Raw genomic sequence first — 24,944 nt, forward strand, 5'->3', positions numbered from 1 at the left:
TAAAAGTGGTTGGCAAAGTTCTTAACTTTTCATTGCAATTTTCTAAACATTTATCTTGCAAAACACACCTTTGATGGAGAAAAGAAGAGTCATGAAGAATTGGCTGGAAAATTAAATCGTCTAGTAGAAAATGGAATACAGGTTAAAGTCATTCCAGGGAATCACGATATCAACGTGTATAGTGCTCGAGGCTTTACGAATGATGCGACCTATAGAGTCGATTCTATATCAGAGGAAGAATTTGAAGACATTTATTGGAATCATGGGTATTCGACTTCAGTCAGTCGTGATTCAGAGTCTCTCAGTTATGTCTCAAAGTTAAGTGAAAGTACCTGGCTTGTCATGCTTGACTCTAACAAGTACAGAGAACATAATCAGCATAGGAAGTCTATTCCTTCAGGTGTGATACAGAAAGAAACCCTAGAATGGTTAGAGTTCGTATTAGAGGAAAGTGTGAAACATCAAGCGAATCCGATTGTAGTTGCCCATCACAACTTTTTAAATCATCACCATAGAATGAGTACTGGTTTCACTCTAGATAACAATCGGGAAGTTGTAGACCTTCTAAATAAATATAATGTGACGCTTTCCTTTTCTGGTCATATTCATTTGCAGCATATCGCTGAGGAGGAAAGCTTTTACGATATTGCATCGGGTTCGTTGAGCGTATATCCCAATTACTTTGGAAAATTATCGATAGATTCTAAAGATAGACAGTTGACTTATGAAACTAAAAGAATAAAAGGGAGCCCAGGATTTCGAGAAGACTCAGAAGCTTTCTTCGATGAGGTATCGCGTCGAAAGGTACTCAGTCGTTTAAAGCAAGCCGATTTAGATACAGGAGTTTTAAATCCACTGGCAGATACTTTTGTCTTATTTAATAATGCCTACTTTGCTGGAACTGTTCAGGAAGACTATCGTGAGATTACAGATAGTGAAGGCTTCGATTATTGGGAAAAACTAACAGAATTAAGGTATCATGATTACATTATGAATGGCTTGGAAGAAGAACGCATTGAAAGCGACTTTCTTCAGATAAGCTACTGAGAATTATAAAGGAGGACAGTGTATGAGCAAACTTAATCATCATTCTACTATAGGCGCTCTCATGTCAGGACTTTTCGAAGGGAGTTTACCCCCTTAGCGACCTTCTTAACCAAGGTGATTTAGGTGTCGGAACCCTGGATAGTCTAGACGGCGAATAAATTATTTTGGATGGTAAAGCTTATCAGGTTAAAGGAGATGGGACAGTTCATAGAGTTGGTGGAAATGAAAAAACGCCATACGCTGCGGTGACAGCTTTTAAGGCAGAATACTCATTAAAAGTAGAGGAAAAGGTATCGAGTGATAGACTAAAAGACAATTTGACTCGTTCTTTTCCTAGTAAAAACACCTTTCAAGCGTTAAAAGTGACGGGAACCTTTAAAAATATGTCTTGTAGATCAGTAGCATAACAGAATAAACCCTAACCAAAACTAGTAGAAGTGACTCGTAGTCAGTCTGAATTCGAAAAGCCTTTCGTTTCAGGTACTCTAGTTGGATTTTTCATTCCTGATATTTTCGGAACAATCGCTGTTCCTCATTTTCACTGGCATTTTATTAGTGACGAAAAAGATTTTGGCGGACACGTTTTAGACTTTGATTTGATTCATGGAAAAGCTGAATGGCGGACGATGGAGACGTTCGAATAACATTTTCCAGTGACGAATGACCCCTTCATGAAATCTAATATAGATTATTCTTCTTCAAATCAAGACATTTAAGAAGTAGAGTAATGTGTGCTCAAACGCTATATAACAGAAAATCAGTGGCAACGAAACTCTCAAGGGAGTTATTAGTTGCCACTGATTTTTGTATACCGACTTTAATCTTACTCAATAGGACCTAATAACAGATTAGCCCACGCATTATGCAGAGATTCCTGATCAGACGGTTGAAACAATCCGGCATACACATCTCTAAGCAATCTTGAGAGCTCTTGATCGTTAGAATAAGAACGGCCTCCACTTGCTCGTACCATTTCTTCAACGACTTCAAGTGAGGCTTCAGTTGAGTAGTTTTTAATAGCAGATAATTTAGGAAGCCAGTAGTTTCCATGGTCTGTATCCTGCTCAACATCGTCAGCCAAACTATCAATCTGAGGTGTGACAGCATTTAACTTCAATGCGGCTTCAGCAATACGCCAGCGAATATTTGGATCTTGGTCGTATGTACTGTCTCTAGCAATAGATTTACGCTTCTTAACTGTTTCAACACCCAATTCTAATGCTCGCTGGCCAATCCCATGGTAGGTAGCCGCAAGTAAAATTTCAAAGTGAGAGAAGATACCGAATACGACTGGATCAAAACTAGGTCCAGGATCGACTGTTGTTAATATCTGTTCTTTAGTTGCTTTAGCTCCATCAAGTGTGAGATTGAATGATTGTGTGCCTCTCATTCCTAAAGTATCCCAATGAGGACTAATTTTAACCGTATCTTTGTCATTGGCTATATAAGCAAATACGGATTGTGGCTCCTCTTCATTGGTTGAGTCCATCCCATAAGTAACCATCGCATCACATTCTCCACTCATAGAGATGAATGCTTTCGGGCCATAAAATGTATAAGACCCATCATTACCAGGTCTGGCTTCGGATATAGAACCAAATAAAACGCGGTCATTTGCCGGTTCAGATATGGCGAATGATAATAACTTTCCATTAACGGCGTCCTTTAAAATTTGTTCTCCTCGATTATTGCCTTTGCGAACCATGTATTTGGCCAAGCCAACTATAATGTGATGCATATTAATGCCTAAGGCTGTCGCTGGAGCAGCTTTAGCTAAACGTGTTTGCTCTTTAGCTATCTCTTTCAAGGTCAAACCGTGTCCGCCATATTCTTTCGGTACAAATGCTTTGTAGTAGCCTGCTTCTTTTAAATCACGGTAATCATCATAGGGAAAAGTGTTCTCCTTATCATAATGAGGCGCTCTTTCGTGTATAGCTTTAAGTAAATCATCTTTAAGGAACATATTTATCACCTTTCTGTGTTTTAATATCATCAGTGTATCATGTGATTCCTTTAATCATCATAAAAAGAGTGAAAAACAGGGAGTAAAGGGGACAATTAGGGCTAAAAAAGCATGGATTCATTCGTTTAAGAACAAAATTGTATTTTAAATGTTTATTGACGAAAGAATAATTCTGTGTTAACTTGAGAGTAATTGAATAGTTATCCACTAGGGGAGCGTATTGCTGAGAGAGGTTACCACCTTGACCCTTAGAACCTGATCTAGTTAACACCAGCGTAGGGAAGTGGACAGTCTTGTTACTTATAAATAGATTGAGAAGACTCTTTATTCCCATGCGCTGGTGTATAAAGGGTCTTTTTTGATTCTATTCATACGAGGAGGAGATGACATGTCAGAAGAAAGAGTTGTTTTAGTTACCGGAGCAAGCAGAGGATTAGGAAGAGAAATTGCCAAAAAATTTGGACAGGCAGGGTACGGTGTGATAGTCAATTACTTTAAAAGCGAAGAAAAGGCTAATGAAGTAGTTGCTGAAATAGGTCAGGATAAGGCTATTGCTATTAAAGCAGATGTGCGCGATAAGAAGCAAGTGGAAGCAATGGTTGAAGAAGCAATCTCTCGTTTCGGAAAAATAGATGTAGCGGTAAATAATGCTTTAGTTAATTTTGAATTTAACCCAGTCACCCAAGAAAAAGCCGATAACATAACATGGGATAAGTATCAGGAACAATTTGAAGGTTCAGTTAAGTCAGCCTTAAATATTGTTCAATCTGTACTCCCGTCGATGAAAGAAAATCAGTATGGCCGGGTTATTAATATTGGAACGAACTTATTTCAAGATCCTGTGGTTCCTTATCATCAGTATACGACGGGCAAAGCTGCCTTGCTTGGGTTTACCCGAAATATGGCTAAAGAACTAGGGACCTTTGGGATTACTGTTAACATGGTTTCAGGCGGTCTGTTACAAACAACGGACGCAAGTAAAGTGACAACCCCTGAAGTGTTTCAATTAATTGCCGATACCTCTGCTTTAAATCGAGTCACTGCTCCAGAAGACGTAGCTGAAATGGTTGCATTCTTAGGATCTGAAGCAGCGCGTGCTGTGACAGGACAAAATATAACGGTTGATAGTGGTTTAACCATGAATTAAGATCGGATATTCTTAACTTTTCATTGTTCACATCATTAATTAAATCCTATATACTAAAGTTATGAATTAAATAGTGAAATGGAGAATGAAACATGTGGCGTTTACTTATTGGGTTGGTGCTTTTATCCATATCCATTCTATTATTTTTCTTAGCTTATAAAATAGGATGGAAATATATGCTACAAGAGGATAGATGCACAGCGAAAACAACCGGTCGGATTGTCGGATACTCTATGTGGAGACATGGCAATTCTGCCTTGCGTTTACCCAAAGTAGAATATGAAACAAATCAAGGCGTGTTTACTATGACTGGACCAGAATACCGAAGTGTTATAGTGTCTAGTGTAAGCACACCTTTTAGAAAGCAACAAGAAACAGACTATACAACTGATATATATGCTCAAAGTTTCAGATACCATATTAGAAAAAATAGTCTGTTTAGTGTGGAAGGAAATCCTATGAGAGAACTATTTCCTTTAGGTAGCGAAATAGATGTGTTTTATGATCCTTATAACCCTCAACTCGCTTATGCTTTACGTTATGCAAACAAAAAATGCGTCTTTTATTTGTTACTATTTGGGGGCTTATTGCTATTAACTGCGTCCATTATCGTTACCCTATTATTATTCAACGCCGCATAAGGAGGAACAGCGATTGGCTCAACTGTTAGGACATCATGACATATCCATGTACACAAAAGATGCTTCAGAAAATAATGCATTCTATAAGAATATACTAGGTTTGAGGCGTGTCAAAGTATCTGTTAACCAGGAAAATCCAACCATGTACCATATATTTCATGGAGATAAGACAGGTAGTCCGGGAACAGAGTTAACTTTTTTCGAAATGCCCAGAGTAGGAAGTACGCTTAGAGGAACCAACGCTTATGAACGAATCGGTTTGCTGGTACCCACACAAAAAAGCTTGGACTATTGGAAAAATCGATTTGAGTCGTATGACGTCAAGCATAGTGAAGTCATCTCATATGCTGACCGAGCAGCCTTACATTTTGAGGATCCAGAGGGGTTGAGATTTGTCCTTCAAGTCAGCGAAGAGGATCAACGGTCTTCTTTTGAACCCTGGGAAAACTCTTCTGTTCCATCAGAACATCAAATAACGGGGCTCGGAACAATCGAAATTACTGTTTCTGATTTAGATAAGATGACTCAAACGCTGACTGATTTATTTCATTTTACTTTAGTAGAAGAAAAAGCAGAGGAAGTCTTACTTCAATCTGTTTCAGGTGAAGTGTTTGGAGAAGTGTTATTGAAAAAGAAAGAGGGCCCATCCGTTCGATTAGGACGTGGCAGTGTACATCACCTCGCTTTTCGTGTCAAAGACGAAGAGGACCTCATTTACTTTTCTGAAAAATTGAAAGAAAGAGGATTGGAGACCACAGGAGTAGTTGACCGCTATTATTTTAAGAGTCTTTATTATACTGATTCAAGTGGGATTGTCTTTGAAATAGCGACCGACGGCCCAGGCTTTACTATGGATAGTTCGGTCCAAGAACTAGGTCAAACTTTAGATTTACCGCCTGCATTGGAAGACCGACGAAACGAAATAGAAGGACATCTCAAACCTATTGAAGAATAGGAGTTAGTTACTAGGTAAAGCGAGAAATTTAAACTTTACTTGTAACAAAAAGAGTTTAGATTCCACTTAAAGTAATTATAATTCAATGAAGTAGTGCCGAAACGTCAAACCTCTAGAATATTTCCGAAAAACATCAGCTATTAAGCTGGTGTTTTTCTATGCAGACTTTGATAAAATGAATAAGATGAAAAACTTTCTGAAAGACCCCGTTTTTTCAATAAGTACAACGTAATCTATAGAGAAGGAGGCAGGGAGCTATGAAGAGAAACGACTCTATTGTGGAGTTAGTCAATGAATCAAAGAAGGACATGCAAGCGGCGAATGACTTTATCGTTGCCTATATGCCTTATATAAAATCGGAAACATCTAAATTCATGAATCGTGCGCCCATTGAAGGGCAGGATGAAGAATTGAGCATCGCCATGATTGCTTTTCATGAAGCTATCCAATCGTATTCGGAAAAACGTGGCTCTTTTCTAACCTTTGCCTCTCTCTTAATAAAAAATCGACTGATTGATTTTTGGCGAAAAAATAAAAGACACAGTGCAACGCTTTCTATCGATACCCCAATTTATGGGGAGGACGAAGAGGGGACCATAGCGGATACATTGACTGATGGTAATAATCCTCACGACACGCATCTTGTTCGAAAAGCGACTCGAGAGGAAATTGAAGAATTAACAAATCAGCTAAGCGAATTTGGTGTCTCATTGACCGATGTTGCGGAAAATAGTCCGAAACAGAAACGGACATTGGATGCCTGCCGTGATGCCCTATCCTACGCTAAAAAGGATTCAAAAATCATGGCAACTTTTTTAAGAACGAAGCGCTTGCCTCTCAGTAAAATCGCCAAAGGATCAAAAGTTAAAAAGAAAACATTGGAGAGGCACCGAAAATACTTGGTTGCTTTACTGCTGATTTATTCAAACGGCTATGAAATCATTCGTGGTCACTTGAGTCAAGTTTTGAAAGGGGAGAACGCGTAATGGAATATTTGGTAATGGAAACTTTTGAATCATATGCCGTTCTTCTCAGCAATGACGGCCAATTTGTCAAAGCCGCTAATTTAAACTATGAAGTAGGACAAACCGTAAAAGAACCCATCCTTATGAGAGAATTCTACGAAGAAAAAGAGGAACCTAAGGTCAAGGTCTTTAGAGGAAAAAAAGTGCTCACCTACGCTTCCATTATAGCCGCCGCTGCTTTATTTATACTATTCTTTATAGGATTAGGTAGCCGATATAGAGAACAGCAGTTACTAGCAGAATCCTCTATTTATATAGCAATTAACCCAGAAGTCAGAATGGATCTGAATAGAAATGGAGACGTTATCGGAGTGGAAGGGTTGAATCCGGATGGACGCGATTTAATACTAGATTATGAGATAGATAATCCAGACCACATAGTTGTGGCTCAAAACTTGTTAGATCGAGCGATAAATAAGGGATACCTTGAAGAAGGAGGACAGGTTCACTTTAGCATTGATGCTTCGGCAGAAGAGGTGCGAGCCCTAGGATTGGAATTGAGAACGACGATGACAGACTACCTAGAGGATCGATTATCCGTAACAATTGAAATTACAGACTATAACAATCCTCCAGAACCTGAACCAGAACCTGAACCTGAACCCGAACCGGAAACCGATTCAGAACACCGCTATATTACTTTAGAAAGGGCAAAGGAAATTGCTTTAGAGTACGTCGGATTAAGTGGTGCGTCCGTTGAATATGATGATGCAGAGTTTGATATAGATGATGGGCTGCCCTTATACGAAATCGAGTTTGAGTATTTGGATGTGGACTATGAATTCTTGATTCATGCTGAAACGGGACAAATACTGGAGTTTGAAAGAGACGATTAATGATAATTGAATGAAACAGCTGTTTTTCACAAAACTACCTTGAATAGTGACCACTGAAATAAATTTTATTCACGAGTGCTCACTATACAGTCATATAATGCCCACTCAACTAGTATTTTTTATTGAGTGGGCATTAAACGGCTATCCTACACAATAGGGTAGCCGTTTCTATATGATGAGATATGTATAGAATCCTATTCATTAGAATGGAAATCGCTATTCTTACTTTCTGAAGATAGTCGCTGAACCGTATCCTCTAGCTCTTTAACTTTTTTCTCCATTGAGCGCAGTCCAATGGACATAAAAACAACCGTAGCTACTAACAAATACAAGATAACTGTATGCATACAAACCCTCCTAACTCAATATGAACATGTATAGTCTAACATTAACATAAATGTCTTCAAACCAGCCAAGACAGGCAGACTTGTATCAATCTATACATCCACTCTCAGAAGAAAAAGAGAAAATTTTGAAAAAATAATATTCTTTTTAAAACGACCCCGATTTAACGAGGTAGCGTACGTAATCTATACATAGAAAGACAAAATAAGATAAGAGGAGAAGATAATCATGAGTAAGAAGACAAAACAAATTATAGGCTTTGCAGTGGGAGCCTTGTTTTTAACAGGTTGTCAAGCAGGGGCTCAGACAGACAATGAGGTAGCCGTTATGGGCTCCTCTCACGAGAGAAAGATGACTCAAGTTGAAGAGGAAAAGGAAATCACGTTAGATAAAGCTAAGAATATAGCTTTTGAACATGCTGGAATCGATGGGGAAGAAGCTATTTTTGATGATGAAGAATACGATAGAGATGACCGCAAGTATGAACTGGAATTTGTAGTAGACGATGTTGAGTATGAATACGATATCGATGCAGTAACTGGAGAAATTTTGGAAGCAGAAAAAGAAGTTAATCGTCCAGAAGTCAGAAGGGTCGAAACAGATTTGAATCAATCTAACCTCATTAGTCTAGATAATGCGGTAGAAATAGCTTTGAATGATGCAGGCTTTAAAGAAAATGAAGTCGAGTGGGATGACCGTGAATTTGATAAGAGTGATCGTTTATATGAATTAGAATTTAAAGCTAGTGGTTTTGAGTATGAATACGACATCGATGCAGTGACTGGAAGCATCATCAAAAGAGAAAAAGATAAAGAGGATGACAGTCAACATGAAGCAGCTGAAGAAATAAAAAATGAGACACCTCAGGAATTGAGTAAAGATCAAGCGATAGACATAGCTCTGAAACATGCAGGTGTATCTCAATCGGACATTCGTTTGGATGAAATAAAAAGAGACTCAGATGATGGAGTTAGGTATTGGGATATTGAATTCTATGCTGGAAATTACGAATATGAGTATGAAATCCAAGTATCCAACGGTACCATTTTAGATGTAGAACGTGAAAAAACGGATGAGTATAAAGAAAAGGTTCAAGTCAGAGCTCAGGAAAATAAAGCACAAAAGAATAAACCAAAAGAACTGACACAAGAAGAAGCGCTGATGATAGCCTTAAAGCATGCCGGTCTCTCGCGTGCTGACATAACCTTAGAAGACAGTGAACTAGATTCTGACGATGGGGTAAGATATTGGGAAATAGAGTTTAATCACGGCGAAAAGGAATATGAATACGAGATTCATGTCAACACAGGAGATATACTAGATGTGGAAGTTGAACTGGACTAAGTCTATTGAAAGAACAGGTATAGAGGTGACTCTATGCCTGTTTTCTTAAGTTTTTAGAAGTAACTATTTTCTTTACACCTTCTATTTAGTCTGATAGACTTACCCTAAGGACTAATTTAATTTGATTTTCAAAACAAATTATTGGAGGAGTTAGCATGAAGACATTTATCTTTAATGGTACACCAGAAAATAGTTTTATGGAATGGCTTTCAAATGGAATTAAAGTTGCTTTTTCAAATGAGGGGTATAGATTCAAAGAAGCACCTGAGGACAATCTTAATTTAGTGTTTAACTTTACTAACAAGGAAGATCCGCGTTCTTTCAGAAGAAAATCTCAAGGAACATTCGTTGTTTCCGTTATAGAAGCCAATGAACATCCTGAAAACATACACAAAGAGGCGTATCCCTATATCATCCGTTCGTTATCTAACCATTTAATGTATGTGGTACATACAGAAGATGACACAGTTGTGCATTTCATCACTTTAGAACAAGGTCACTATCAAATCAACTACAAAGAAGTTGAAAGGGACGAAGAATTTTTCAAACAAATATATAATCGATTAGAGCCACTAGCTTCTTCTACTTTAATTATTAATAATGATTTTTATGAAGACCTACCAGAGGAATTGTGGGATGGAGATGACATTACTCAATCTCTCAGTGAATCGGGTAAAAAGTTGGACAGCTTAAATTTACTTCCCGCTCCTTTTCCGCTTGAAGAGGTCCTATCCGGTAGAGACTTAAGAATGTTGAAAAAATTATTTGGTATCGGTGGCATATCTTATGGTAACTTGAGTGCGAGAGCAGATGGGAATAATTTCTGGATGAGTGCCAGTGGCATTGATAAGTCGGATATGAAAGACGTTGGAAGAGATTTTCTCTATATAACCGATTATGATGAAGAGAAAAGAGCGATGAAAGTTAGCGTTCCTCCACATGTCACTCCAAGACGCGCATCAGTGGATGCTATTGAACATTGGAAAATTTATACAGCCCATCCGGATGTTGGAGCGATTGTTCATATCCATGCCTGGATGGATGGCATTGAAGCGACAGAATTTAATTACCCGTGTGGTACCATTGAATTAGCTGATGCGGTGTCAGATATTATTAATCGAGCAGATGATCCATCACGAGCAGTGGTAGGACTGAAAAACCATGGCCTAACCATTACCGGTCACAGCTTAGAAGATATATTTGAACGCATTGAAGGAAAAAATAATTCCCCAAGTTCCTATGTCTTAAAAATAATCATTTAAGTGACACCGATTCATTTTTTCGGTGTCACTTTTTCCTTATATACAAAAATTAATATATGTAAACCCGCATCAACCTTGTTATCTCACTAATAATAATCTATACTTTTATATTAATAATTGTAATCGGTTTCTTTACTTATTTTAAAGGAGGCAAATATGTTTGAAGAATGGGTCGCTGCAGAAGAATTTTATACATTTACTCTTCCACTTATTCTGATATTTCTGGCAATGTTATTCTTTGTTTATATTTTTCTCCTGTCATACATAGGTGATAAACGAAAAGTGAAACAAATAGGTAGTGTTACAGTTATCACCATTGTCATTTTATGTGTTGTGTATTTCGTTAATGGACACATGAACTATCAATTTTGGGTTGACCAAAATGAATTTATTAACTCTGGGATTAAAGAATACAGCTTTATCCTAGGCATGAAAAATGAAGAAGAACCTCAAATCGTTAAAAGTTTAGGGCGATCAAATAGATTGTATGCGAACTTGTCAGAATTAAAGATGTATGAAAGAACAACGGTGACCCAACCCTTTAATCATGATTATGTCGGATCTAGAGGGAATGATCATTATTTTTCTTTCGGTGAGGACAATCAATATGTCTACAGAATAAGAGGAGAAATTAACTGGGAAAGTGAAAATAGTGAAATAAGAGGAACCGTATTTTCATTAATAGATGAACGATACCAAGATTTAGGATTCATAGATGATGTATATGGAAATTGGATATTTAGTGACCAGCGTTTTTAGGAAAATAGACTTGAATTGTCTTGTATGCTCCCACCAGTTGACAGAATGTTAGGATGGATGGTAGACATTGCATTCCTTCTTTCATATGATGAACCCATAGAAGACACAGGAGTGTATAAGCCGACTAAATTTGCTGAAAGAATAAAGGTGCTACGCAAAAACTAGGCTAATCACAAGAAGAATTTGGAAGTCTGTTTCATGTTTCCAGACAAGCTGTTTCGAAATGGGAAACCAATCAGTCGATTCCAGATATCAATACTTAATCCTTGATTTGCGGTACACTTAATATATCAAGTGATGAATTATTGTTTACTGAATCCGATCAGGAAAGAAGACAGACAGAAGACTCTTTTAGTTTGGACAGGCAACTAATTATAAAAAGACGATTTATTTCAGAACTTATTCTAGTTATTCTCAGCTTTGTGACAGCATTCTGGTTATGGTTAGATATAAGAGTCGGATCCCATTATATACGTACGTTATACATAGGATTAAGAGAAAGCCCTATTAAAATGGCGCTCCTTATACTAGCCATTATAGTGTATGTAAACGGATTAGTTGTTATATGCAATACATTAAGAAAAATGGATAATTAATAACAGAAGTGATGTTTGACTCATTTAAAAGAGCCAAACGTCACTTTTTTATTTTTTTCACAGAAGACATGGTGTCCTCTTAAATTAATGATACAATAGGAAAGACGTGAAATTTAAAATGGGGGAATGACCATGAAACAAGTTGGTTTTGATACGGACAAATATTTAAAAGAACAATCAAATTATATTTTGAAACGTGTAGAAAATATAGATAAACTCTACCTTGAATTTGGCGGGAAATTAATTGGTGATAAGCACGCGAAGAGAGTTCTGCCAGGGTTTGATGAAGATGCGAAGATGAAACTCTTGGCGACTCTGAAGGACCAGGCGGAAATTATTATTTGTGTGTATGCAGGAGACATTGAAAACAGTAAAGTACGCGGAGATTACGGTATTACTTATGATCGAGATGTACTGAGACTGATTGATGAATATAGAACGTATGGTATTCCTGTCAATAGTGTGTTAATCACGCGTTATCATGATGAACCGATAGTTAAGATATTTATGTCAAAATTAGAGCGCAGTGGGATTAATGTATATACCCATCGGTCAATTGAAGGCTACCCGACGAATGTAGAAGAAATTATGGGTGAAAATGGCTTTGCTAGTAATGAGTTTATTGAAACCACTAAACCGGTGGTTGTGGTGACAGGTCCAGGAGCAGGAAGTGGAAAGTTAGCCACGTGTTTAAATCAGATTTACCATGAATATAGTCGCGGAAAAAAAGCGAGTTATGCTAAGTTTGAGACATTTCCAGTATGGAATCTCCCCCTTAAACACCCAGTTAATATAGCTTATGAGGCAGCTACTGTTGATTTAAAAGATGTCAACATGTTAGACAACTATCATTATGAAGCTTACGGTGAAGTAGCGGTAAACTATAATCGTGATATGGAAATGTTCCCTGTCATTCGACGCATCATCGCAAAAATCACAGGAAAAGAATCTATTTATCAGTCGCCTACAGATATGGGAGTGAACCGTATAAAATCAGGTATTATTGATGATGATATCGTAGTGGAAGCAGCTAGACAAGAAATTATTCGTCGACTCTTTAATATCGAAACAGATTATAAAATGGGTGTGGCGGATGATGAAACCTTACGTCGGATGCAAGTCATATTAGAAGAAAGTGATCTGAAAAAAGAAGATCGTGTGCCTGTCCAACCCGCAAGAGATTACGCTAAAGCGGTGCAGGAAAGAGTAAAGAGTAACAATTTACAAGCGGTCATCGCGATTGAATTAGCGAATGGCCAAGTGGTAACCGGTCGTACCACCACCTTAATGGACGCTTCTGCTGCTGCGGTACTAAACAGTCTGAAAACACTGGCTAATATTGCTGATGAAATAGATTTACTTGCCCCAATGATTTTAGAAACGATTCAGCGATTAAAAACAGATGAGTTAAATAGTAAAGTTCCTACTCTTTCAGCCAATGAACTACTTATAGCTTTAGCTATTTCAGCTGTGACTAATCCGACGGCATCATTGGCTTATAGTAAAATAAAAGAATTGAAAGATACACAAGCTCATTCAACGGTTATTATGAATCATGAAAATGAACAGACTTTAAAAATGCTCGGTATTGATATTACAAACGATCCTGTTTATCCGTCAGAGAATTTGTATTATAATTAAAAAGCAATAAAATTTTAGAAGTGAAAGCGAAGTGAAGTGAATGAATACATTTAAAGTAGGCATTGTTGGTTACGGGAATTTAGGACGCGGGGTAGAAGTAGGCTTAAAGAATACAAAAGACCTCGAATTGGTCGGCATTTTTTCTCGACGTGATCCGAAACAGCTTGATACGACATCTCCGGCTTATCATATAGATGAATTAGATTCGTTTAAAGATGAGATAGATGTATTGCTATTATGTGGGGGCTCACAAAAAGACCTTCCTGTTCAAGCGCCTCAACTGGCTGAAAACTTTAACACAGTGGATACGTATGATAACCACAATGAAATTCCGACTCATTTTGAAAAACTGGATAAAGTAGCGAAAGAGAACAACACAGTAGCGGTTCTTTCAACTGGTTGGGATCCAGGTTTGTTTTCACTTAACCGATTATTTGCAGAAGCTATTTTACCTGAAGGGGACACGTATACATTCTGGGGTCCAGGTTTAAGTCAGGGTCACAGTGACGCTGTTAGACGAGTGGAAGGTGTCAAGCAGGCTGTCCAGTATACTATGCCTCAGGAAAAAATGGTTGAAGATGTTAAGAACAAGAAAAAAGTCGACTATAATAAATTATCTGCTCATAAACGCGTGGTATATGTCGTTCTTGAAGAACAGGCAGAACAGGATAAAGTGAAAGAAGCGATCATAACGATGCCTGATTACTTTGAAGGGTATGAAACGGAAGTTCACTTTATTGATGAAGATACCTTTGCTTCTGAGCATACAGGGATGCCACACGGCGGAACTGTATTAAGACAAGGGCAAACGTCTGACAAACAGACCTCTGTTTATCAGTTCGCACTGGATTTAGACTCAAATCCTGAATTTACGGCTGCTGTGGCCATTGCCTATGCCCGTGCTGCCGCTAAATTAGCTCGTGAGAAAGTATTTGGGGCTAAGACTGTATTTGATATTGCACCAGGATACTTGTCTCCAAAAGATCCAGCAGACTTAAGAAGAGAATTGCTTTAAAATAGAAAAAGGGTAATCTGTATGATAAATGCAGATTACCTCTTTTTATTTTTTCTCTGTTTAGCAAGAGACTGTTTAGCTAAATTGTCAGCACCTCTATTCTCTTTTTCGGGAATCCAAATGACTTCATATAAATGAAGCGCTCGAAGGCTGTCTAGAATAGAAGCAAAAATGGGTTGGTAGTCTGTATTTTTGATGCGTTCTTTTTTTATAGATTGAGAGACTAATTGACTATCGGTATAAAAGAGTAAGTACTGTTCAGTATGTTTATTTTCAATGACCCAATTTAAGGCTAGTGAGAAGGCTTGTAATTCAGCTAAGTGGTTGTCCGTTGTTTGCGGAAGAGGGAATAATAGTTGTTCGTATATCCCTTCTCCTGTGACAACTAATCCCGCACCAGCCAACTGATCTTTAGGCGAGACAGCGGCGTCCGTAAATAGTTTTAGTATAGCGACTCATCCTTTCGTTGAATAAAAAAGACCAGAAACTCTATGAGTTCTGATCTCAACTAATTTTATTCGCTAACTTCAGAATCAACGACAACAACATTGGTTGCTTGAGGTCCACGTGACCCTTCTACGATATTGAATTCAACGGTTTGACCTTCGTTCAGTGCTTTATACCCTTCCATATCAATGCCTGTAAAGTGTACAAAGACATCTTCACCGTCGTTATATTCTATAAATCCATAGCCTTTTTGGTTATCAAACCATTTTACGGTACCTGTAGTCATCGTATTCCCCCTATGATTCCTTTAAGTATAGTTGTCTACATCTTTTAGTATAAAGGATACCGTTTACAGAGTCAATCTTTGTAAGGTGTATTTAAACTATAGACAAGTACCGATTTATGTTAAAAAGCGTTTGTGAATATGCTAAACTATAGAAGAGTCTATTTGTGAGGAGAAAGTGTATGAAAGAATGGAAAATTGAAGGATTAACCCACTCGTATGGTATTAAAACGTTATTTGATTCCATATCTTTTTCAGTCCAAGAGAATCAGCGTATTGGACTGATTGGGGTAAATGGAACAGGTAAGACGACTTTTTTACGTATTGTAGCTGGTGAAGTACAACCGGATGAAGGAGATGTAACCAAACCCGGTGAATTTGAGATAGGGTATTTGAGCCAAAAAAGTGAGTTGGCTGCGGAGAAAACAGTTTTAGAGGTTGTATTTGATGGGGATTCTCCCATAGTACAAGCTGCTAGACATTACGAAGAAGTCCTTAAACAATTGAGCGAGAATCCGATGAACGAAAAGGTCCAGCGCTCATTTACAGAAGCCGAAAAACGAATGAACCAAGAGGATGCTTGGAATGTGAGTGCTCGAGCGAAAGCTATCCTAAACAAATTAGGCTTAACAGACACAGAAAAAAAGTATCAGAGTTATCAGGGGGCCAGCAGAAAAGGGCCTCTCTAGCACAAGTGCTTATTCAAGAACCGGACTTGCTTATTTTAGATGAACCGACCAACCATCTGGATTTTCAAATGATTGAGTGGTTAGAGGCTTATTTAGCCAGCTACCGAGGCGCTTTGCTGATGGTCACACATGACCGTTACTTTTTAGATCGGGTGTCTAATCAGATTGTAGAATTGGAAAACGGGAAATTAAATCATTATCCGGGTAATTATCAGAAGTACATTGAGCTTAAAGCTGAGAGAGAAGAAACCGAAGCTCGTATGGCGCATAAAGAAAAGCAGCTTTATAAGCAAGAACTCGCTTGGATGAGAGCCGGTGTGCAAGCACGGGGAACAAAACAAGAAGCACGTAAGAGTCGTTTTGCAAAAATTGAAGAGCAAGTCAAATCGCATCAGGTCAAATCAGAGTTAGAATTAAATTTAGCTGGTTCTCGCTTAGGAAAGAAAGTACTGGAGTTAAAAGAAGCATCAAAGAAAATGGATGATAAAACCATACTGGATCAATTCAATCTTTTGGTACAGCAGACAGACCGCATAGGTATAACAGGGGTCAATGGGTCAGGAAAAACAACCTTTTTAAATATTTTGGATCAGCAGTATGACTTAGATAGTGGCATATTGTCCATTGGTGAAACAGTTAAAATAGGCTACTATAAGCAAATCAATGAAGAATTTGAGGAAGATAAACGTGTGATTACGTACCTTAGAGAAATAGCAGAAGAAGTGAAGCTAGCTGATGGAACATCAGTCAGCGTATCGCAGCTCCTGGAACGCTTTTTATTTAACCGATCGATGCATGGTGCTCCCATACATTCTTTATCAGGTGGAGAAAAAAGACGGTTGTACTTACTCAAAATTCTTATGCAGCAACCCAATGTCTTGCTTTTAGACGAGCCCACAAATGATTTAGATGTGCAAACCTTGACCATTTTAGAAGAATATATAGAAGAATTTCCCGGCGCAGTCATTGCTGTGTCACACGATCGCTACTTCTTAGATAAAATAGCGTCTAAATTGCTCATTTTTCACGGAAATGGTCAGATCGAAGAAAGTTATTCTAAATTATCAGAATATTTGGATGAACAACAAGATAAAGTTCAAGAATCTCAACCTAAAAAATCAGTGTCTCAAACAGAGCCTAAAAAGAAAGAAAAGAAGGAAAAAACCTCTCTTACCTATATGGAAAGAAAAGAATGGGAAACCATTGAGAGTGAAATTGAAATTTTAGAAACAAAATTAGAATCTGTCGAAGAGGAAATCAGTCTTATAGTATCTAATTATGGTAAACTGAATGAATTAACAATGAAACAGAATGAATTGACAAAACAATTAGAAGAAAAATACGCCAGATGGGAATATTTGGCAGAATTTGCATAGGAGTGGTGAGAATGGAACAAGAATATCTTGATTTAGCCAAACGCATTATTAACGAAGGAACTAACAGAGAAGACCGTACAGGAACAGGCACAAAATCAGTCTTTGGACACCAAATGCGTTTTGACCTTCAAAAAGGGTTTCCTTTGCTGACAACCAAGCGCGTATTCTTTAAACTAATTAAAAGTGAATTGCTTTGGTTTTTAAAAGGAGATACGAATATTCGCTTTTTATTAGAGAATAACAACCATATCTGGGACGAATGGGCTTTTGAGCGTTACGTCAATAGTGAAGACTATACAGGACCTGATATGACGGACTTTGGTTTACGCTCTCAAACGGATGATGCCTTTAAGGAACTATACGATAAAGAAATGAATCGTTTTAGAGAAAGAGTTTTAAATGATGACGAGTTTTCAGAAAAATATGGCTCATTAGGGAATGTGTATGGTGCTCAGTGGAGAGCTTGGAGAACAACAGATGGAGAATTCATCGATCAAATTAAAAATGTGATTGATTCAATCAAAAATAATCCCTATTCTAGACGCCACATCGTGTCAGCGTGGAATCCGGAAGAAGTACCCAGTATGGCGTTACCCCCATGTCACACTTTATTCCAGTTTTACGTGGATGAAGGGAAATTAAGCTGTCAACTCTATCAAAGAAGTGGCGATGTCTTTTTAGGGGTGCCATTTAATATTGCAAGCTATGCTTTATTGACTCATTTAATCGCACAAGAAACAGGACTTGAAGTGGGTGAATTCATCCATACATTAGGCGATGCTCATCTGTATTTAAATCACATGGATCAAATCAATGAGCAATTATCGAGAGAACCGAGAGAGTTTCCGACTATTCAATTGAATACTGATAAAAGTATATTTGACTTTGAAATGGACGATATAAAAGTAGTCGGATATAATCCTCATAAAGCAATAAAAGCTCCAATCGCGGTATAGAAAAGCAAGCAGTTGTGCATAACAATTATATAGTTGTTTATAGAAACTAAATAAAGGAATGTTGATATGATAACTTTTATATGGGCGGAAGATCAAGATGGTGTCATTGGTAAGGACGGAAAACTTCCATGGCACTTACCGAACGAATTGAAGTATTTTAAGGAAGTAACACTGACTGGTGACGTGGTAATGGGCCGTAAAACGTTAGAAAGTATTCCTAACCCGCCACTTAAAAATCGAGTGAATTATGTCCTCACTTCGAATAAAGATTATGAGGTACCTGGTGTTATAGTCTGTCATTCTAAAGAAGAGATTTTAGAGAAAACCAAAGACTCGACTAAGCCAATCCATATTATAGGAGGCATCTCTTTATTTGAACTATTTAAAGATGATGTGGACATGCTCTATCGAACAGTGATCCACGAAAGTTTTGAAGGGGACACGTTTATTCCGGAAATCGATTATTCCCAGTTTATTTTAATGGAAGAAAAAGAGGGTATAGTCGATGAAAAAAACCGACATCCCCATACTTTTCAAATCTTCAAGCGCAAATAAAAGACAAGCACTTACTCAGCAGTAGCTGTTTAAGTGCTTGTTTTACTATAATGTATAGAAATAGATTGAGAAGAACATGCAGATTGTACCTGCAAGAACGAACAGATGCCAAACGACGTGCATGAATTTAACGTTTTTCAATCGGTAGAACATGGCACCAACAGTAAAGGATAACCCACCAGCTATTAGCCAGATGAAGCCTCTTGTTCCTAAGCCTTGATACAAATAATTCAAGAAAAATATTGAAATCCATCCCATTGCGATATAGAGCCATACAGATAAGCCTTGTAGTTTTTTAAACCAGACTGTTTTATAAATAACTCCAAATAAGGCTATAGACCAAATGAGTATGGTTAGAGCGACTCCCAGTCTTCCACCAATTGTAAGTAAAGTGTAAGGAGTATATGTTCCTGCTATAAGCAAGAAAATGCTGCAGTGATCGATAATACGAAAAACGTATCTTGCTTTCGTAAAAGTAAAGCTGTGATAGAGAGTGCTTGATAAATAGAGCAATATTAATGTAGACCCGTATATGGCATAAGAAGTCACTTCTAATGCACTGCCTAGTTCTAATGCTTTCTGTACCAGGAATATTAATCCAATGACACTTAAAATGACTCCAATACCATGAGTTATAGCATTAAGAACCTCATTTATGACTAAATAGCGTTTGGAAAACAGGGCGCTTTCTTCGTAATTTGACATAATATCCTCCTTATCGTCTCGTTTCTGTACCTCATTTAAAAAGTTTGGTATACTACTTTAGAAACAGTATGATTTTTTTTGTTCGTTTCAAGTATAACATAATTCATTTAACTGTTAAACAAATGAAACAATCTCACTTAAGGGATTAAAGGAGGAAAACGTGTTTGTCAGATACAAGAGAAAATAGAAAACCTAGAAGACAAAGAAATGGTTGGAAATGGGCCTTCTTCATTCTGTTAGTTGCCATTTTAGCTTTATTTGGATGGCTAGTGTATCGATTGCAGCCAGTCGAACAGGACAATGAGTCATCAGAAGTAGTCAGCCGAGTGGAAACAGAAGGAGTTTTGACCTTTGACTTATCGACTAACAAAGATGATTTAAATCATTTAGTTAATCTTTACTTAGAAGAAGAACTAGGAGAAGAGTTTGAGGGGTATTCTGTTTCAATCGACGAATTTGTTGATTTAGCAGGGACTATTGATGTTCTGGGCTTCCCTGTACAGTTTACATTGATTATGGAGCCGCTAGTTATGGAGAACGGTGATTTGCAACTAAAAGCAGAATCGATTCAATTAGGCTCGTTTGATTTACCCTTAAGCTTAACCATGAATATCTTAAGTCAGCAACTGGATTTGCCTGAATGGATGAGAGTGAATAGTGAAGACGAATATATCTTAGTAGCATTCAATGAGTTTCAATTAGAAAACGGGGCATATTTTCAAATGGATTACATTGATTTAGAAGATGATGATATTAGACTCACTATATTTTTGCCAGAAGAAGCGATTTAATGCTATAATTAATCTAATTTAGCTTCTTAAAAGAAAGGATTTTGCATGTGGAAAAAGCGTTATTTGCAGGAGGTTGCTTCTGGTGTATGGTGCAGCCGTTTGAAGAAATGGAAGGAATAGAAAAAGTCATTTCCGGTTATACAGGTGGACATGTGAGTCATCCAACTTATGAACAAGTGAAATCTCAGGAAACGGGCCATACTGAAGCCGTCTTAATTGAATACGATGAAACCAAATTGTCTTATGATGATTTACTGATGATTTATTGGCAGCAAACAGACCCGACGGATGCCATGGGTCAATTTATGGATAGAGGCGACAGCTACCGTCCGGTAATTTTTTATTATAATGAACACCAGCGGTTAAGCGCTCAGAAATCCAAGAAAAGGCTTGAAGAAAGTGGCCATTATTCTCAACCTATCGTGACTCAAATAGAAGAAGCGAAGGCGTTTTACCCTGCTGAAGAAGAACATCAACAGTTTTATAAGAAGAATCCCGAAGCTTATGCCGCAGAGAAAGAGCAGCGCAGGAAATGGGCAGCTCAAAAAGAGCAGGAGAATGTGTCATGAGAAGGTCCTTCTATCAGTATTTAATGACTCATAGAGATCCACATAAAAAAGATGCGTTAACAGCTTTCGCCAATGCAGCTGAGAAAGATGGTTCTTTTCCTAAACAGTCAGATAAATATGAAGAAATTTCACGCTATCTGGAATTAAATGGAGACTATCCGGAATCGATGACTGTCTTTGATGAAGCTTTTCAACTATATAAAGAAAATGATGAATAAGGGAGTAGATAACATGAGTACACATATTGGAGCACAAAAAGGGGATATTGCAAAAACAGTTTTACTTCCAGGAGATCCTTTAAGAGCTAAGTATATTGCCGAAACATTTTTAGATAATGTTACGCAATATAATTCAGTTAGAAATGCATTTGGGTTTACTGGAACTTACAAAGGACACAAAATATCTGTTCAAGGAACAGGTATGGGAATCCCTTCAGCTATGATTTACGGAGAAGAACTGATTCAAGACTATGGCGTAGAAAATTTACTGCGTGTAGGATCTGCGGGTGGAATGAAAAAAGAAATACAAATAAGAGACGTCGTCTTGGCTCAAGCAGCCACTACTGATTCGAGCTTGCACCGTCATATTTTTAATAACCAAGTGGATTTCGCGCCAATTGCCGATTTTGATTTACTCAGACATGCTTATGATATTGGCATGAAAAAAGGAATGAACGTTCGTGTTGGAAATGTCTTAAGTGCGGATCGTTTCTATAATGAAGAGTTGGACAAGAAAAAATTAGCCGATTATGGTGTGCTAGCAGTCGAGATGGAAGCAGCCGGTTTATATTCATTAGCTGCCAAACACAATAAACGTGCCTTAGCTTTATTGACGATTAGTGATCATCTTCTTACAGGCGAAGAAACAACGGCTGAAGAGAGACAAACGACTTTCGATGACATGATGATTATTGCTTTAGAAACGGCTGTAAGAATGGATAAATAAGAGAGTTATATGTGTAGAAAAGAGGAATGGCATGCAACAAGAACCGGATCATAAAAGAGAAACAAAAAAAGTAAGTTTGCCCTTCTATATCGGCTCTCTTATAGTTGTCTTAGTGATTGCCATAGGGGGAACGATACTAGGCGTTCAGTATTTCCAAGATGACACACCAGACACTGAAGAAGCTTCAGTAGAAGATTTCTTCGATTCTGAACCTGAAACGAACGGATCCACATTTGCTGATTTTCAACCCATTGAAGAAATGTATTCCATATTAATGACTCAGCATTTAGAAGAAATCGAATCAGACGTGTTAATTGAAGGCGCTCTTGAAGGGATGGCGGATGCAATAGAAGACCCGTATACAGAATATTTAGATGAAGTGGAATCGTCTTCCATGGATGAAGATATGCAGGGGTCTTTTGAAGGCATTGGAGCCGAAGTCATGAAAGAAGGAGACTATGTCCGCATTGTTTCTCCTATTTCAGGTTCTCCAGCAGAAGAAGCCGGCTTACTTCCCAATGATTATATTGTAGAAGTAGATGGGGAATCCGTTGCTGATTTATCTATCAATGAAGCCGTCCAATTAATTCGTGGTCCACAAGGGTCGGATGTGGAACTCCTGCTTCTAAGAGGGGACAACGAGTTTACCGTCACTTTAACGCGTGACTCCATCCCTGTCGAATCCGTGGTCTATGAACTCGATGAAGAGCACCCGACCATTGGACATGTGCATATCACAACCTTCAATATTCCGACTTACGAAGAGGTAATAGAAGCGATTGAGACCTTAAAAGAAGAAGGGGCTGAGAAATTCATCTTTGACGTACGAGGCAATCCGGGCGGATTACTCAACACTGCTTTATACGTGTCGAATATTTTCGTCGCTGATGGAAAGCCTCTTATGCAGTCACAAGGAAGAGGAGAAGACCCTTATATCTACTATGCCAATTCTGATGAGTATGGTGAGTATAAATTTGAAGGAGAAAGTGTTCTCTTAATTGATGGGGGAAGCGCGAGTGCTTCAGAAATATTGGCCGGAGCCATGAGTCAGTCTGCTGATATCCCACTTATTGGGACACCGACGTTCGGCAAAGGGACGATTCAGAGTGTCTTACCACTCAGTATTGACGGAGAAGTCAAATTTACTTCAGGACGATGGCTAACAGCGGATGGAGATTGGATTAATGAAGAAGGCATTCAACCGGATAGAGAAGTAGAAATGCCGGAATATATGAATTTGCTTTTAATTAACCCTGAAGAAACCTACGAAATGGGCGATGCTTCTGAAGAAGTCCGTAACATAAAAGGGATATTAGAGGCGCTTGATTATAACGTTGGAGAAATGAACGACGTGTATAATGAACAGACAGCTGAGGCTGTTGAAGCATTCCAATCTGATCGAGATTTAGAAGTGACAGGTGTGGTGTCTGGACCAACGGCAAATGAAATGATTCAAGCCATACGTGAATTGATTGAAGAGAACGATACACAGTATGAAGCAGCCAGAGATTATTTACTTGAAAATAATTAATTAAATGAGGGGAAAGAAAAGTGTTGTAATTTTGTAAGACTAACTCTTTTCTTTCTCTTTACTTTTTTCTTATAATGGATATAATCAAACATTTAATTATAGAGAGCAGGAAGACGTATGAGCGAATCATCATATGAACCAAGACGAGAAAAATATACAAATAAAAAAAAGCGAGGCAAGAAAAAAACGTTTGCCCAAGAATTGCTTAGTACGTTACTCTATATCATCGTTATTACAGGAATTTTTGTAGGTATCCGTACATTCTTATTCGCACCAGTCAGTGTGGAGGGTGACTCCATGAATCCGACTTTACTACACGAAGACAGACTCATCTTGAACAAGGTAGGAGATATTGAACGCTTTGACATAGTGGTATTCCCTTCGCCTGAAGATCTCAATACTCAATTTATTAAACGAGTGATTGGTTTACCTGGAGATGAAATTGAATACCGTGATCAAGTGTTGTATCTGAATGGAAACGAAGTAGAAGAATCCTATGTCGATTTATCACAAGAGACAGCAGAAGCTGCAGAATTTTATAATAGCGACTTTACATTAGCTTCTTTAGAAGGAGTAGAAGTCGTTCCTGAAGGGCAATTATTTGTGCTAGGAGATAATCGAGTCAATTCAAAAGATAGTCGAGCTTTTGGGTTTATTGATAGTGACTCGGTTACAGGGAGCACATCTTTACGCATATGGCCTTTAGATCGATTTGGGATGGTAGAGTAACAAGAGCTTGAGGAAGGAAATGGTAATGTGTTAATACAATGGTATCCAGGGCATATGGCCAAAGCCAAAAGAGAGTTTCAGGAAAAGTTAAGTCGAGTAGATGTGGTCATTGAATTGGTCGATGCCCGTATTCCTTTTTCCAGTAGAAACCCGGATTTAAATGAATTAATTGGAGAGAAACCTAGAATACTGGTTTTAATGAAAAGTGATTTGGCTGATCCTAAACGAACAGCTGAGTGGCTTTCTTATTATGAAAAAGAAGGCATTGCAGCAATATCTATTAATGCCAAATTAGGGCAGGGTCTCAAAGAGGTCCTCAAATTAGCTAAAAAAGAGTTAAAGCCACTTTTTGATAAACGCAAAGAAAAAGGGTTGAAACCCAGAGCCATTCGAGCGGTTTGTGTAGGAATTCCTAATGTTGGAAAGTCAACGTTAATTAATCGTTTTGCTGGAAAAAATATTGCTAGAACTGGAAACAAACCTGGTGTGACAAAAGCCCAGCAATGGATAAAGTACGGCAAAGAACTGGAATTGTTAGACACACCAGGAATTCTTTGGCCAAAGTTTGAAGATCAAGAAGTAGGGAAGCGATTAGCCGTCACAGGTGCTATTAAAGACACCCTGCTACATTTAGATGACATGGCCTTATATGCTATGGCTTATTTAAGAGAGCACTATCCACTGGCTTTAACTAAACGGTATAATTTAGATGAGAATCAGGAAATGGAAAGTGACCTTCCTGAATTACTGATGGCTATAAGCCATAAGCGCGGATTCAGAGATGATTATGAA

Annotated in this window: 26 protein-coding genes, 3 pseudogenes and 1 riboswitch; of the genes and pseudogenes, 24 read left to right on the plus strand and 5 right to left on the minus strand. The window is 38.0% G+C overall.

Annotated elements, in window-relative coordinates; all coding sequences use genetic code 11:
* The first annotated feature begins 99 nt into the window (after positions 1-99).
* Both ABDZ53_RS12470 and budA read left to right on the plus strand, forming a co-directional pair.
* Complete coding sequence (locus ABDZ53_RS12470) at positions 100-1,047, plus strand: metallophosphoesterase (protein WP_343757006.1); 948 nt, start codon at positions 100-102, stop codon at positions 1,045-1,047.
* 80 nt (positions 1,048-1,127) lie between these two features.
* Positions 1,128-1,691: pseudogene (gene budA / locus ABDZ53_RS12475) on the plus strand (acetolactate decarboxylase); the annotation flags it as partial.
* A gap of 179 nt (positions 1,692-1,870) precedes the next feature.
* Here the strand turns inward: budA and ABDZ53_RS12480 are convergent.
* Entirely contained in the window at positions 1,871-3,010 is a 1,140-nt protein-coding gene (locus ABDZ53_RS12480; protein WP_343757008.1) for an acyl-CoA dehydrogenase family protein, read from the minus strand.
* A 199-nt stretch (positions 3,011-3,209) separates the two neighbouring features.
* Positions 3,210-3,309: riboswitch (TPP riboswitch) on the plus strand.
* An 89-nt stretch (positions 3,310-3,398) separates the two neighbouring features.
* Between ABDZ53_RS12480 and ABDZ53_RS12485 the strand changes: the two genes are divergently transcribed.
* From ABDZ53_RS12485 to ABDZ53_RS12505, 5 genes are all read left to right on the plus strand, one after another.
* Positions 3,399-4,157, plus strand: a complete 759-nt coding sequence (locus tag ABDZ53_RS12485) for a 3-oxoacyl-ACP reductase (protein ID WP_343757010.1) — start codon at positions 3,399-3,401, stop codon at positions 4,155-4,157.
* A 92-nt stretch (positions 4,158-4,249) separates the two neighbouring features.
* The gene (locus ABDZ53_RS12490; protein ID WP_343757012.1) at positions 4,250-4,798 is read left to right on the plus strand and encodes a DUF3592 domain-containing protein; all 549 of its coding nucleotides are present in this window, start codon (positions 4,250-4,252) and stop codon (positions 4,796-4,798) included.
* Positions 4,799-4,811: 13 nt separating this feature from the next.
* Positions 4,812-5,753, plus strand: a complete 942-nt coding sequence (locus ABDZ53_RS12495) for a ring-cleaving dioxygenase (RefSeq protein WP_343757014.1) — start codon at positions 4,812-4,814, stop codon at positions 5,751-5,753.
* A 257-nt stretch (positions 5,754-6,010) separates the two neighbouring features.
* Positions 6,011-6,739 carry a sigma-70 family RNA polymerase sigma factor gene (locus ABDZ53_RS12500; protein WP_343757016.1) on the plus strand — a complete coding sequence of 243 codons (729 nt, stop codon included), beginning with the start codon at positions 6,011-6,013 and terminating at the stop codon, positions 6,737-6,739.
* Positions 6,739-7,614, plus strand: coding sequence for a PepSY domain-containing protein (locus tag ABDZ53_RS12505; protein ID WP_343757018.1), 876 nt, complete (start codon positions 6,739-6,741; stop codon positions 7,612-7,614). The genes ABDZ53_RS12500 and ABDZ53_RS12505 overlap by 1 nt, the downstream gene beginning before the upstream one ends.
* A gap of 194 nt (positions 7,615-7,808) precedes the next feature.
* Here ABDZ53_RS12505 and ABDZ53_RS12510 read toward each other — a convergent pair whose 3' ends face one another.
* Positions 7,809-7,961 carry a hypothetical protein gene (locus tag ABDZ53_RS12510; protein WP_343757020.1) on the minus strand — a complete coding sequence of 51 codons (153 nt, stop codon included), beginning with the start codon at positions 7,959-7,961 and terminating at the stop codon, positions 7,809-7,811.
* Positions 7,962-8,187: 226 nt separating this feature from the next.
* On the opposite strand from ABDZ53_RS12510, the gene ABDZ53_RS12515 reads away from it, so the two are divergent.
* The 7 genes and pseudogenes from ABDZ53_RS12515 to ABDZ53_RS12545 all read left to right on the plus strand — a co-directional run bounded on the left by ABDZ53_RS12515 (position 8,188) and on the right by ABDZ53_RS12545 (position 14,576).
* Positions 8,188-9,303 (plus strand): PepSY domain-containing protein, encoded by a 1,116-nt coding sequence (locus tag ABDZ53_RS12515; RefSeq protein ID WP_343757022.1) that lies wholly within the window; start codon positions 8,188-8,190, stop codon positions 9,301-9,303.
* Between the two features lie 155 nt (positions 9,304-9,458).
* Entirely contained in the window at positions 9,459-10,565 is a 1,107-nt protein-coding gene (locus ABDZ53_RS12520; RefSeq protein WP_343757024.1) for a class II aldolase/adducin family protein, read from the plus strand.
* A 156-nt stretch (positions 10,566-10,721) separates the two neighbouring features.
* Positions 10,722-11,324, plus strand: a complete 603-nt coding sequence (locus tag ABDZ53_RS12525) for a hypothetical protein (protein WP_343757026.1) — start codon at positions 10,722-10,724, stop codon at positions 11,322-11,324.
* A 182-nt stretch (positions 11,325-11,506) separates the two neighbouring features.
* Positions 11,507-11,587 (plus strand): annotated as a pseudogene (locus ABDZ53_RS12530) (helix-turn-helix domain-containing protein); the annotation flags it as partial.
* Between the two features lie 42 nt (positions 11,588-11,629).
* On the plus strand, positions 11,630-11,920 hold the full coding sequence (locus ABDZ53_RS12535; protein ID WP_343757028.1) for a hypothetical protein: 291 nt from the start codon (positions 11,630-11,632) through the stop codon (positions 11,918-11,920).
* 132 nt (positions 11,921-12,052) lie between these two features.
* The gene (locus ABDZ53_RS12540) at positions 12,053-13,561 is read left to right on the plus strand and encodes a DUF1846 domain-containing protein (RefSeq protein WP_343757030.1); all 1,509 of its coding nucleotides are present in this window, start codon (positions 12,053-12,055) and stop codon (positions 13,559-13,561) included.
* Between the two features lie 40 nt (positions 13,562-13,601).
* Complete coding sequence (locus ABDZ53_RS12545; RefSeq protein ID WP_343757032.1) at positions 13,602-14,576, plus strand: diaminopimelate dehydrogenase; 975 nt, start codon at positions 13,602-13,604, stop codon at positions 14,574-14,576.
* Between the two features lie 35 nt (positions 14,577-14,611).
* Here ABDZ53_RS12545 and ABDZ53_RS12550 read toward each other — a convergent pair whose 3' ends face one another.
* Positions 14,612-15,025, minus strand: coding sequence for a ribonuclease HI family protein (locus ABDZ53_RS12550; protein WP_343757120.1), 414 nt, complete (start codon positions 15,023-15,025; stop codon positions 14,612-14,614).
* A gap of 65 nt (positions 15,026-15,090) precedes the next feature.
* The gene (locus ABDZ53_RS12555; RefSeq protein WP_343757034.1) at positions 15,091-15,309 is read right to left on the minus strand and encodes a cold-shock protein; all 219 of its coding nucleotides are present in this window, start codon (positions 15,307-15,309) and stop codon (positions 15,091-15,093) included.
* Positions 15,310-15,488: 179 nt separating this feature from the next.
* On the opposite strand from ABDZ53_RS12555, the pseudogene ABDZ53_RS12560 reads away from it, so the two are divergent.
* The 3 genes and pseudogenes from ABDZ53_RS12560 to ABDZ53_RS12570 all read left to right on the plus strand — a co-directional run bounded on the left by ABDZ53_RS12560 (position 15,489) and on the right by ABDZ53_RS12570 (position 18,882).
* Positions 15,489-17,371, plus strand: a pseudogene (locus ABDZ53_RS12560) (ABC-F family ATP-binding cassette domain-containing protein).
* 11 nt (positions 17,372-17,382) lie between these two features.
* A complete protein-coding gene (locus tag ABDZ53_RS12565) occupies positions 17,383-18,327 on the plus strand; it encodes a thymidylate synthase (RefSeq protein ID WP_343757036.1) in 945 nt (314 codons plus the stop codon).
* Between the two features lie 66 nt (positions 18,328-18,393).
* Positions 18,394-18,882: a dihydrofolate reductase gene (locus ABDZ53_RS12570; RefSeq protein WP_343757038.1), complete on the plus strand. Its 489-nt coding sequence runs from the start codon at positions 18,394-18,396 to the stop codon at positions 18,880-18,882.
* Positions 18,883-18,927: 45 nt separating this feature from the next.
* On the opposite strand, the gene trhA is transcribed toward ABDZ53_RS12570, so the two are convergent.
* Positions 18,928-19,587 carry a PAQR family membrane homeostasis protein TrhA gene (gene trhA / locus ABDZ53_RS12575; protein WP_343757040.1) on the minus strand — a complete coding sequence of 220 codons (660 nt, stop codon included), beginning with the start codon at positions 19,585-19,587 and terminating at the stop codon, positions 18,928-18,930.
* A 164-nt stretch (positions 19,588-19,751) separates the two neighbouring features.
* Between trhA and ABDZ53_RS12580 the strand changes: the two genes are divergently transcribed.
* The 7 genes from ABDZ53_RS12580 to ylqF all read left to right on the plus strand — a co-directional run.
* A complete protein-coding gene (locus ABDZ53_RS12580; protein WP_343757043.1) occupies positions 19,752-20,378 on the plus strand; it encodes a YpmS family protein in 627 nt (208 codons plus the stop codon).
* Between the two features lie 47 nt (positions 20,379-20,425).
* Positions 20,426-20,947 (plus strand): peptide-methionine (S)-S-oxide reductase MsrA, encoded by a 522-nt coding sequence (msrA, locus tag ABDZ53_RS12585; RefSeq protein ID WP_343757045.1) that lies wholly within the window; start codon positions 20,426-20,428, stop codon positions 20,945-20,947.
* A complete protein-coding gene (locus ABDZ53_RS12590) occupies positions 20,944-21,165 on the plus strand; it encodes a YozE family protein (protein WP_343757047.1) in 222 nt (73 codons plus the stop codon). The genes msrA and ABDZ53_RS12590 overlap by 4 nt, the downstream gene beginning before the upstream one ends.
* Positions 21,166-21,178: 13 nt before the next feature.
* Complete coding sequence (gene deoD, locus ABDZ53_RS12595; protein WP_343757049.1) at positions 21,179-21,892, plus strand: purine-nucleoside phosphorylase; 714 nt, start codon at positions 21,179-21,181, stop codon at positions 21,890-21,892.
* A 31-nt stretch (positions 21,893-21,923) separates the two neighbouring features.
* Entirely contained in the window at positions 21,924-23,423 is a 1,500-nt protein-coding gene (locus tag ABDZ53_RS12600; RefSeq protein WP_343757051.1) for a S41 family peptidase, read from the plus strand.
* 117 nt (positions 23,424-23,540) lie between these two features.
* Positions 23,541-24,152, plus strand: a complete 612-nt coding sequence (lepB, locus tag ABDZ53_RS12605) for a signal peptidase I (RefSeq protein ID WP_343757053.1) — start codon at positions 23,541-23,543, stop codon at positions 24,150-24,152.
* Between the two features lie 27 nt (positions 24,153-24,179).
* Positions 24,180-24,944 (plus strand): ribosome biogenesis GTPase YlqF (ylqF, locus tag ABDZ53_RS12610; RefSeq protein ID WP_343757055.1); only part of this gene is annotated, 765 nt, incomplete at its 3' end.

The organism is Alkalibacterium iburiense (genome assembly GCF_039521845.1).
In the GTDB taxonomy this organism is placed as follows: domain Bacteria; phylum Bacillota; class Bacilli; order Lactobacillales; family Carnobacteriaceae_A; genus Alkalibacterium; species Alkalibacterium iburiense.

Coding starts and splice junctions, on each gene's coding strand:
- ABDZ53_RS12480 (WP_343757008.1), bottom strand. CDS start 3,010: ATGTTCCTTAAAGATGATTTACTTAAAGCTATACACGAAAGAGCGCCT.
- ABDZ53_RS12485 (WP_343757010.1), top strand. CDS start 3,399: ATGTCAGAAGAAAGAGTTGTTTTAGTTACCGGAGCAAGCAGAGGATTA.
- ABDZ53_RS12490 (WP_343757012.1), top strand. CDS start 4,250: ATGTGGCGTTTACTTATTGGGTTGGTGCTTTTATCCATATCCATTCTA.
- ABDZ53_RS12500 (WP_343757016.1), top strand. CDS start 6,011: ATGAAGAGAAACGACTCTATTGTGGAGTTAGTCAATGAATCAAAGAAG.
- ABDZ53_RS12505 (WP_343757018.1), top strand. CDS start 6,739: ATGGAATATTTGGTAATGGAAACTTTTGAATCATATGCCGTTCTTCTC.
- ABDZ53_RS12510 (WP_343757020.1), bottom strand. CDS start 7,961: ATGCATACAGTTATCTTGTATTTGTTAGTAGCTACGGTTGTTTTTATG.
- ABDZ53_RS12515 (WP_343757022.1), top strand. CDS start 8,188: ATGAGTAAGAAGACAAAACAAATTATAGGCTTTGCAGTGGGAGCCTTG.
- ABDZ53_RS12520 (WP_343757024.1), top strand. CDS start 9,459: ATGAAGACATTTATCTTTAATGGTACACCAGAAAATAGTTTTATGGAA.
- ABDZ53_RS12525 (WP_343757026.1), top strand. CDS start 10,722: ATGTTTGAAGAATGGGTCGCTGCAGAAGAATTTTATACATTTACTCTT.
- ABDZ53_RS12540 (WP_343757030.1), top strand. CDS start 12,053: ATGAAACAAGTTGGTTTTGATACGGACAAATATTTAAAAGAACAATCA.
- ABDZ53_RS12545 (WP_343757032.1), top strand. CDS start 13,602: ATGAATACATTTAAAGTAGGCATTGTTGGTTACGGGAATTTAGGACGC.
- ABDZ53_RS12555 (WP_343757034.1), bottom strand. CDS start 15,309: ATGACTACAGGTACCGTAAAATGGTTTGATAACCAAAAAGGCTATGGA.
- ABDZ53_RS12565 (WP_343757036.1), top strand. CDS start 17,383: ATGGAACAAGAATATCTTGATTTAGCCAAACGCATTATTAACGAAGGA.
- ABDZ53_RS12570 (WP_343757038.1), top strand. CDS start 18,394: ATGATAACTTTTATATGGGCGGAAGATCAAGATGGTGTCATTGGTAAG.
- trhA (WP_343757040.1), bottom strand. CDS start 19,587: ATGTCAAATTACGAAGAAAGCGCCCTGTTTTCCAAACGCTATTTAGTC.
- ABDZ53_RS12590 (WP_343757047.1), top strand. CDS start 20,944: ATGAGAAGGTCCTTCTATCAGTATTTAATGACTCATAGAGATCCACAT.
- deoD (WP_343757049.1), top strand. CDS start 21,179: ATGAGTACACATATTGGAGCACAAAAAGGGGATATTGCAAAAACAGTT.
- ABDZ53_RS12600 (WP_343757051.1), top strand. CDS start 21,924: ATGCAACAAGAACCGGATCATAAAAGAGAAACAAAAAAAGTAAGTTTG.
- lepB (WP_343757053.1), top strand. CDS start 23,541: ATGAGCGAATCATCATATGAACCAAGACGAGAAAAATATACAAATAAA.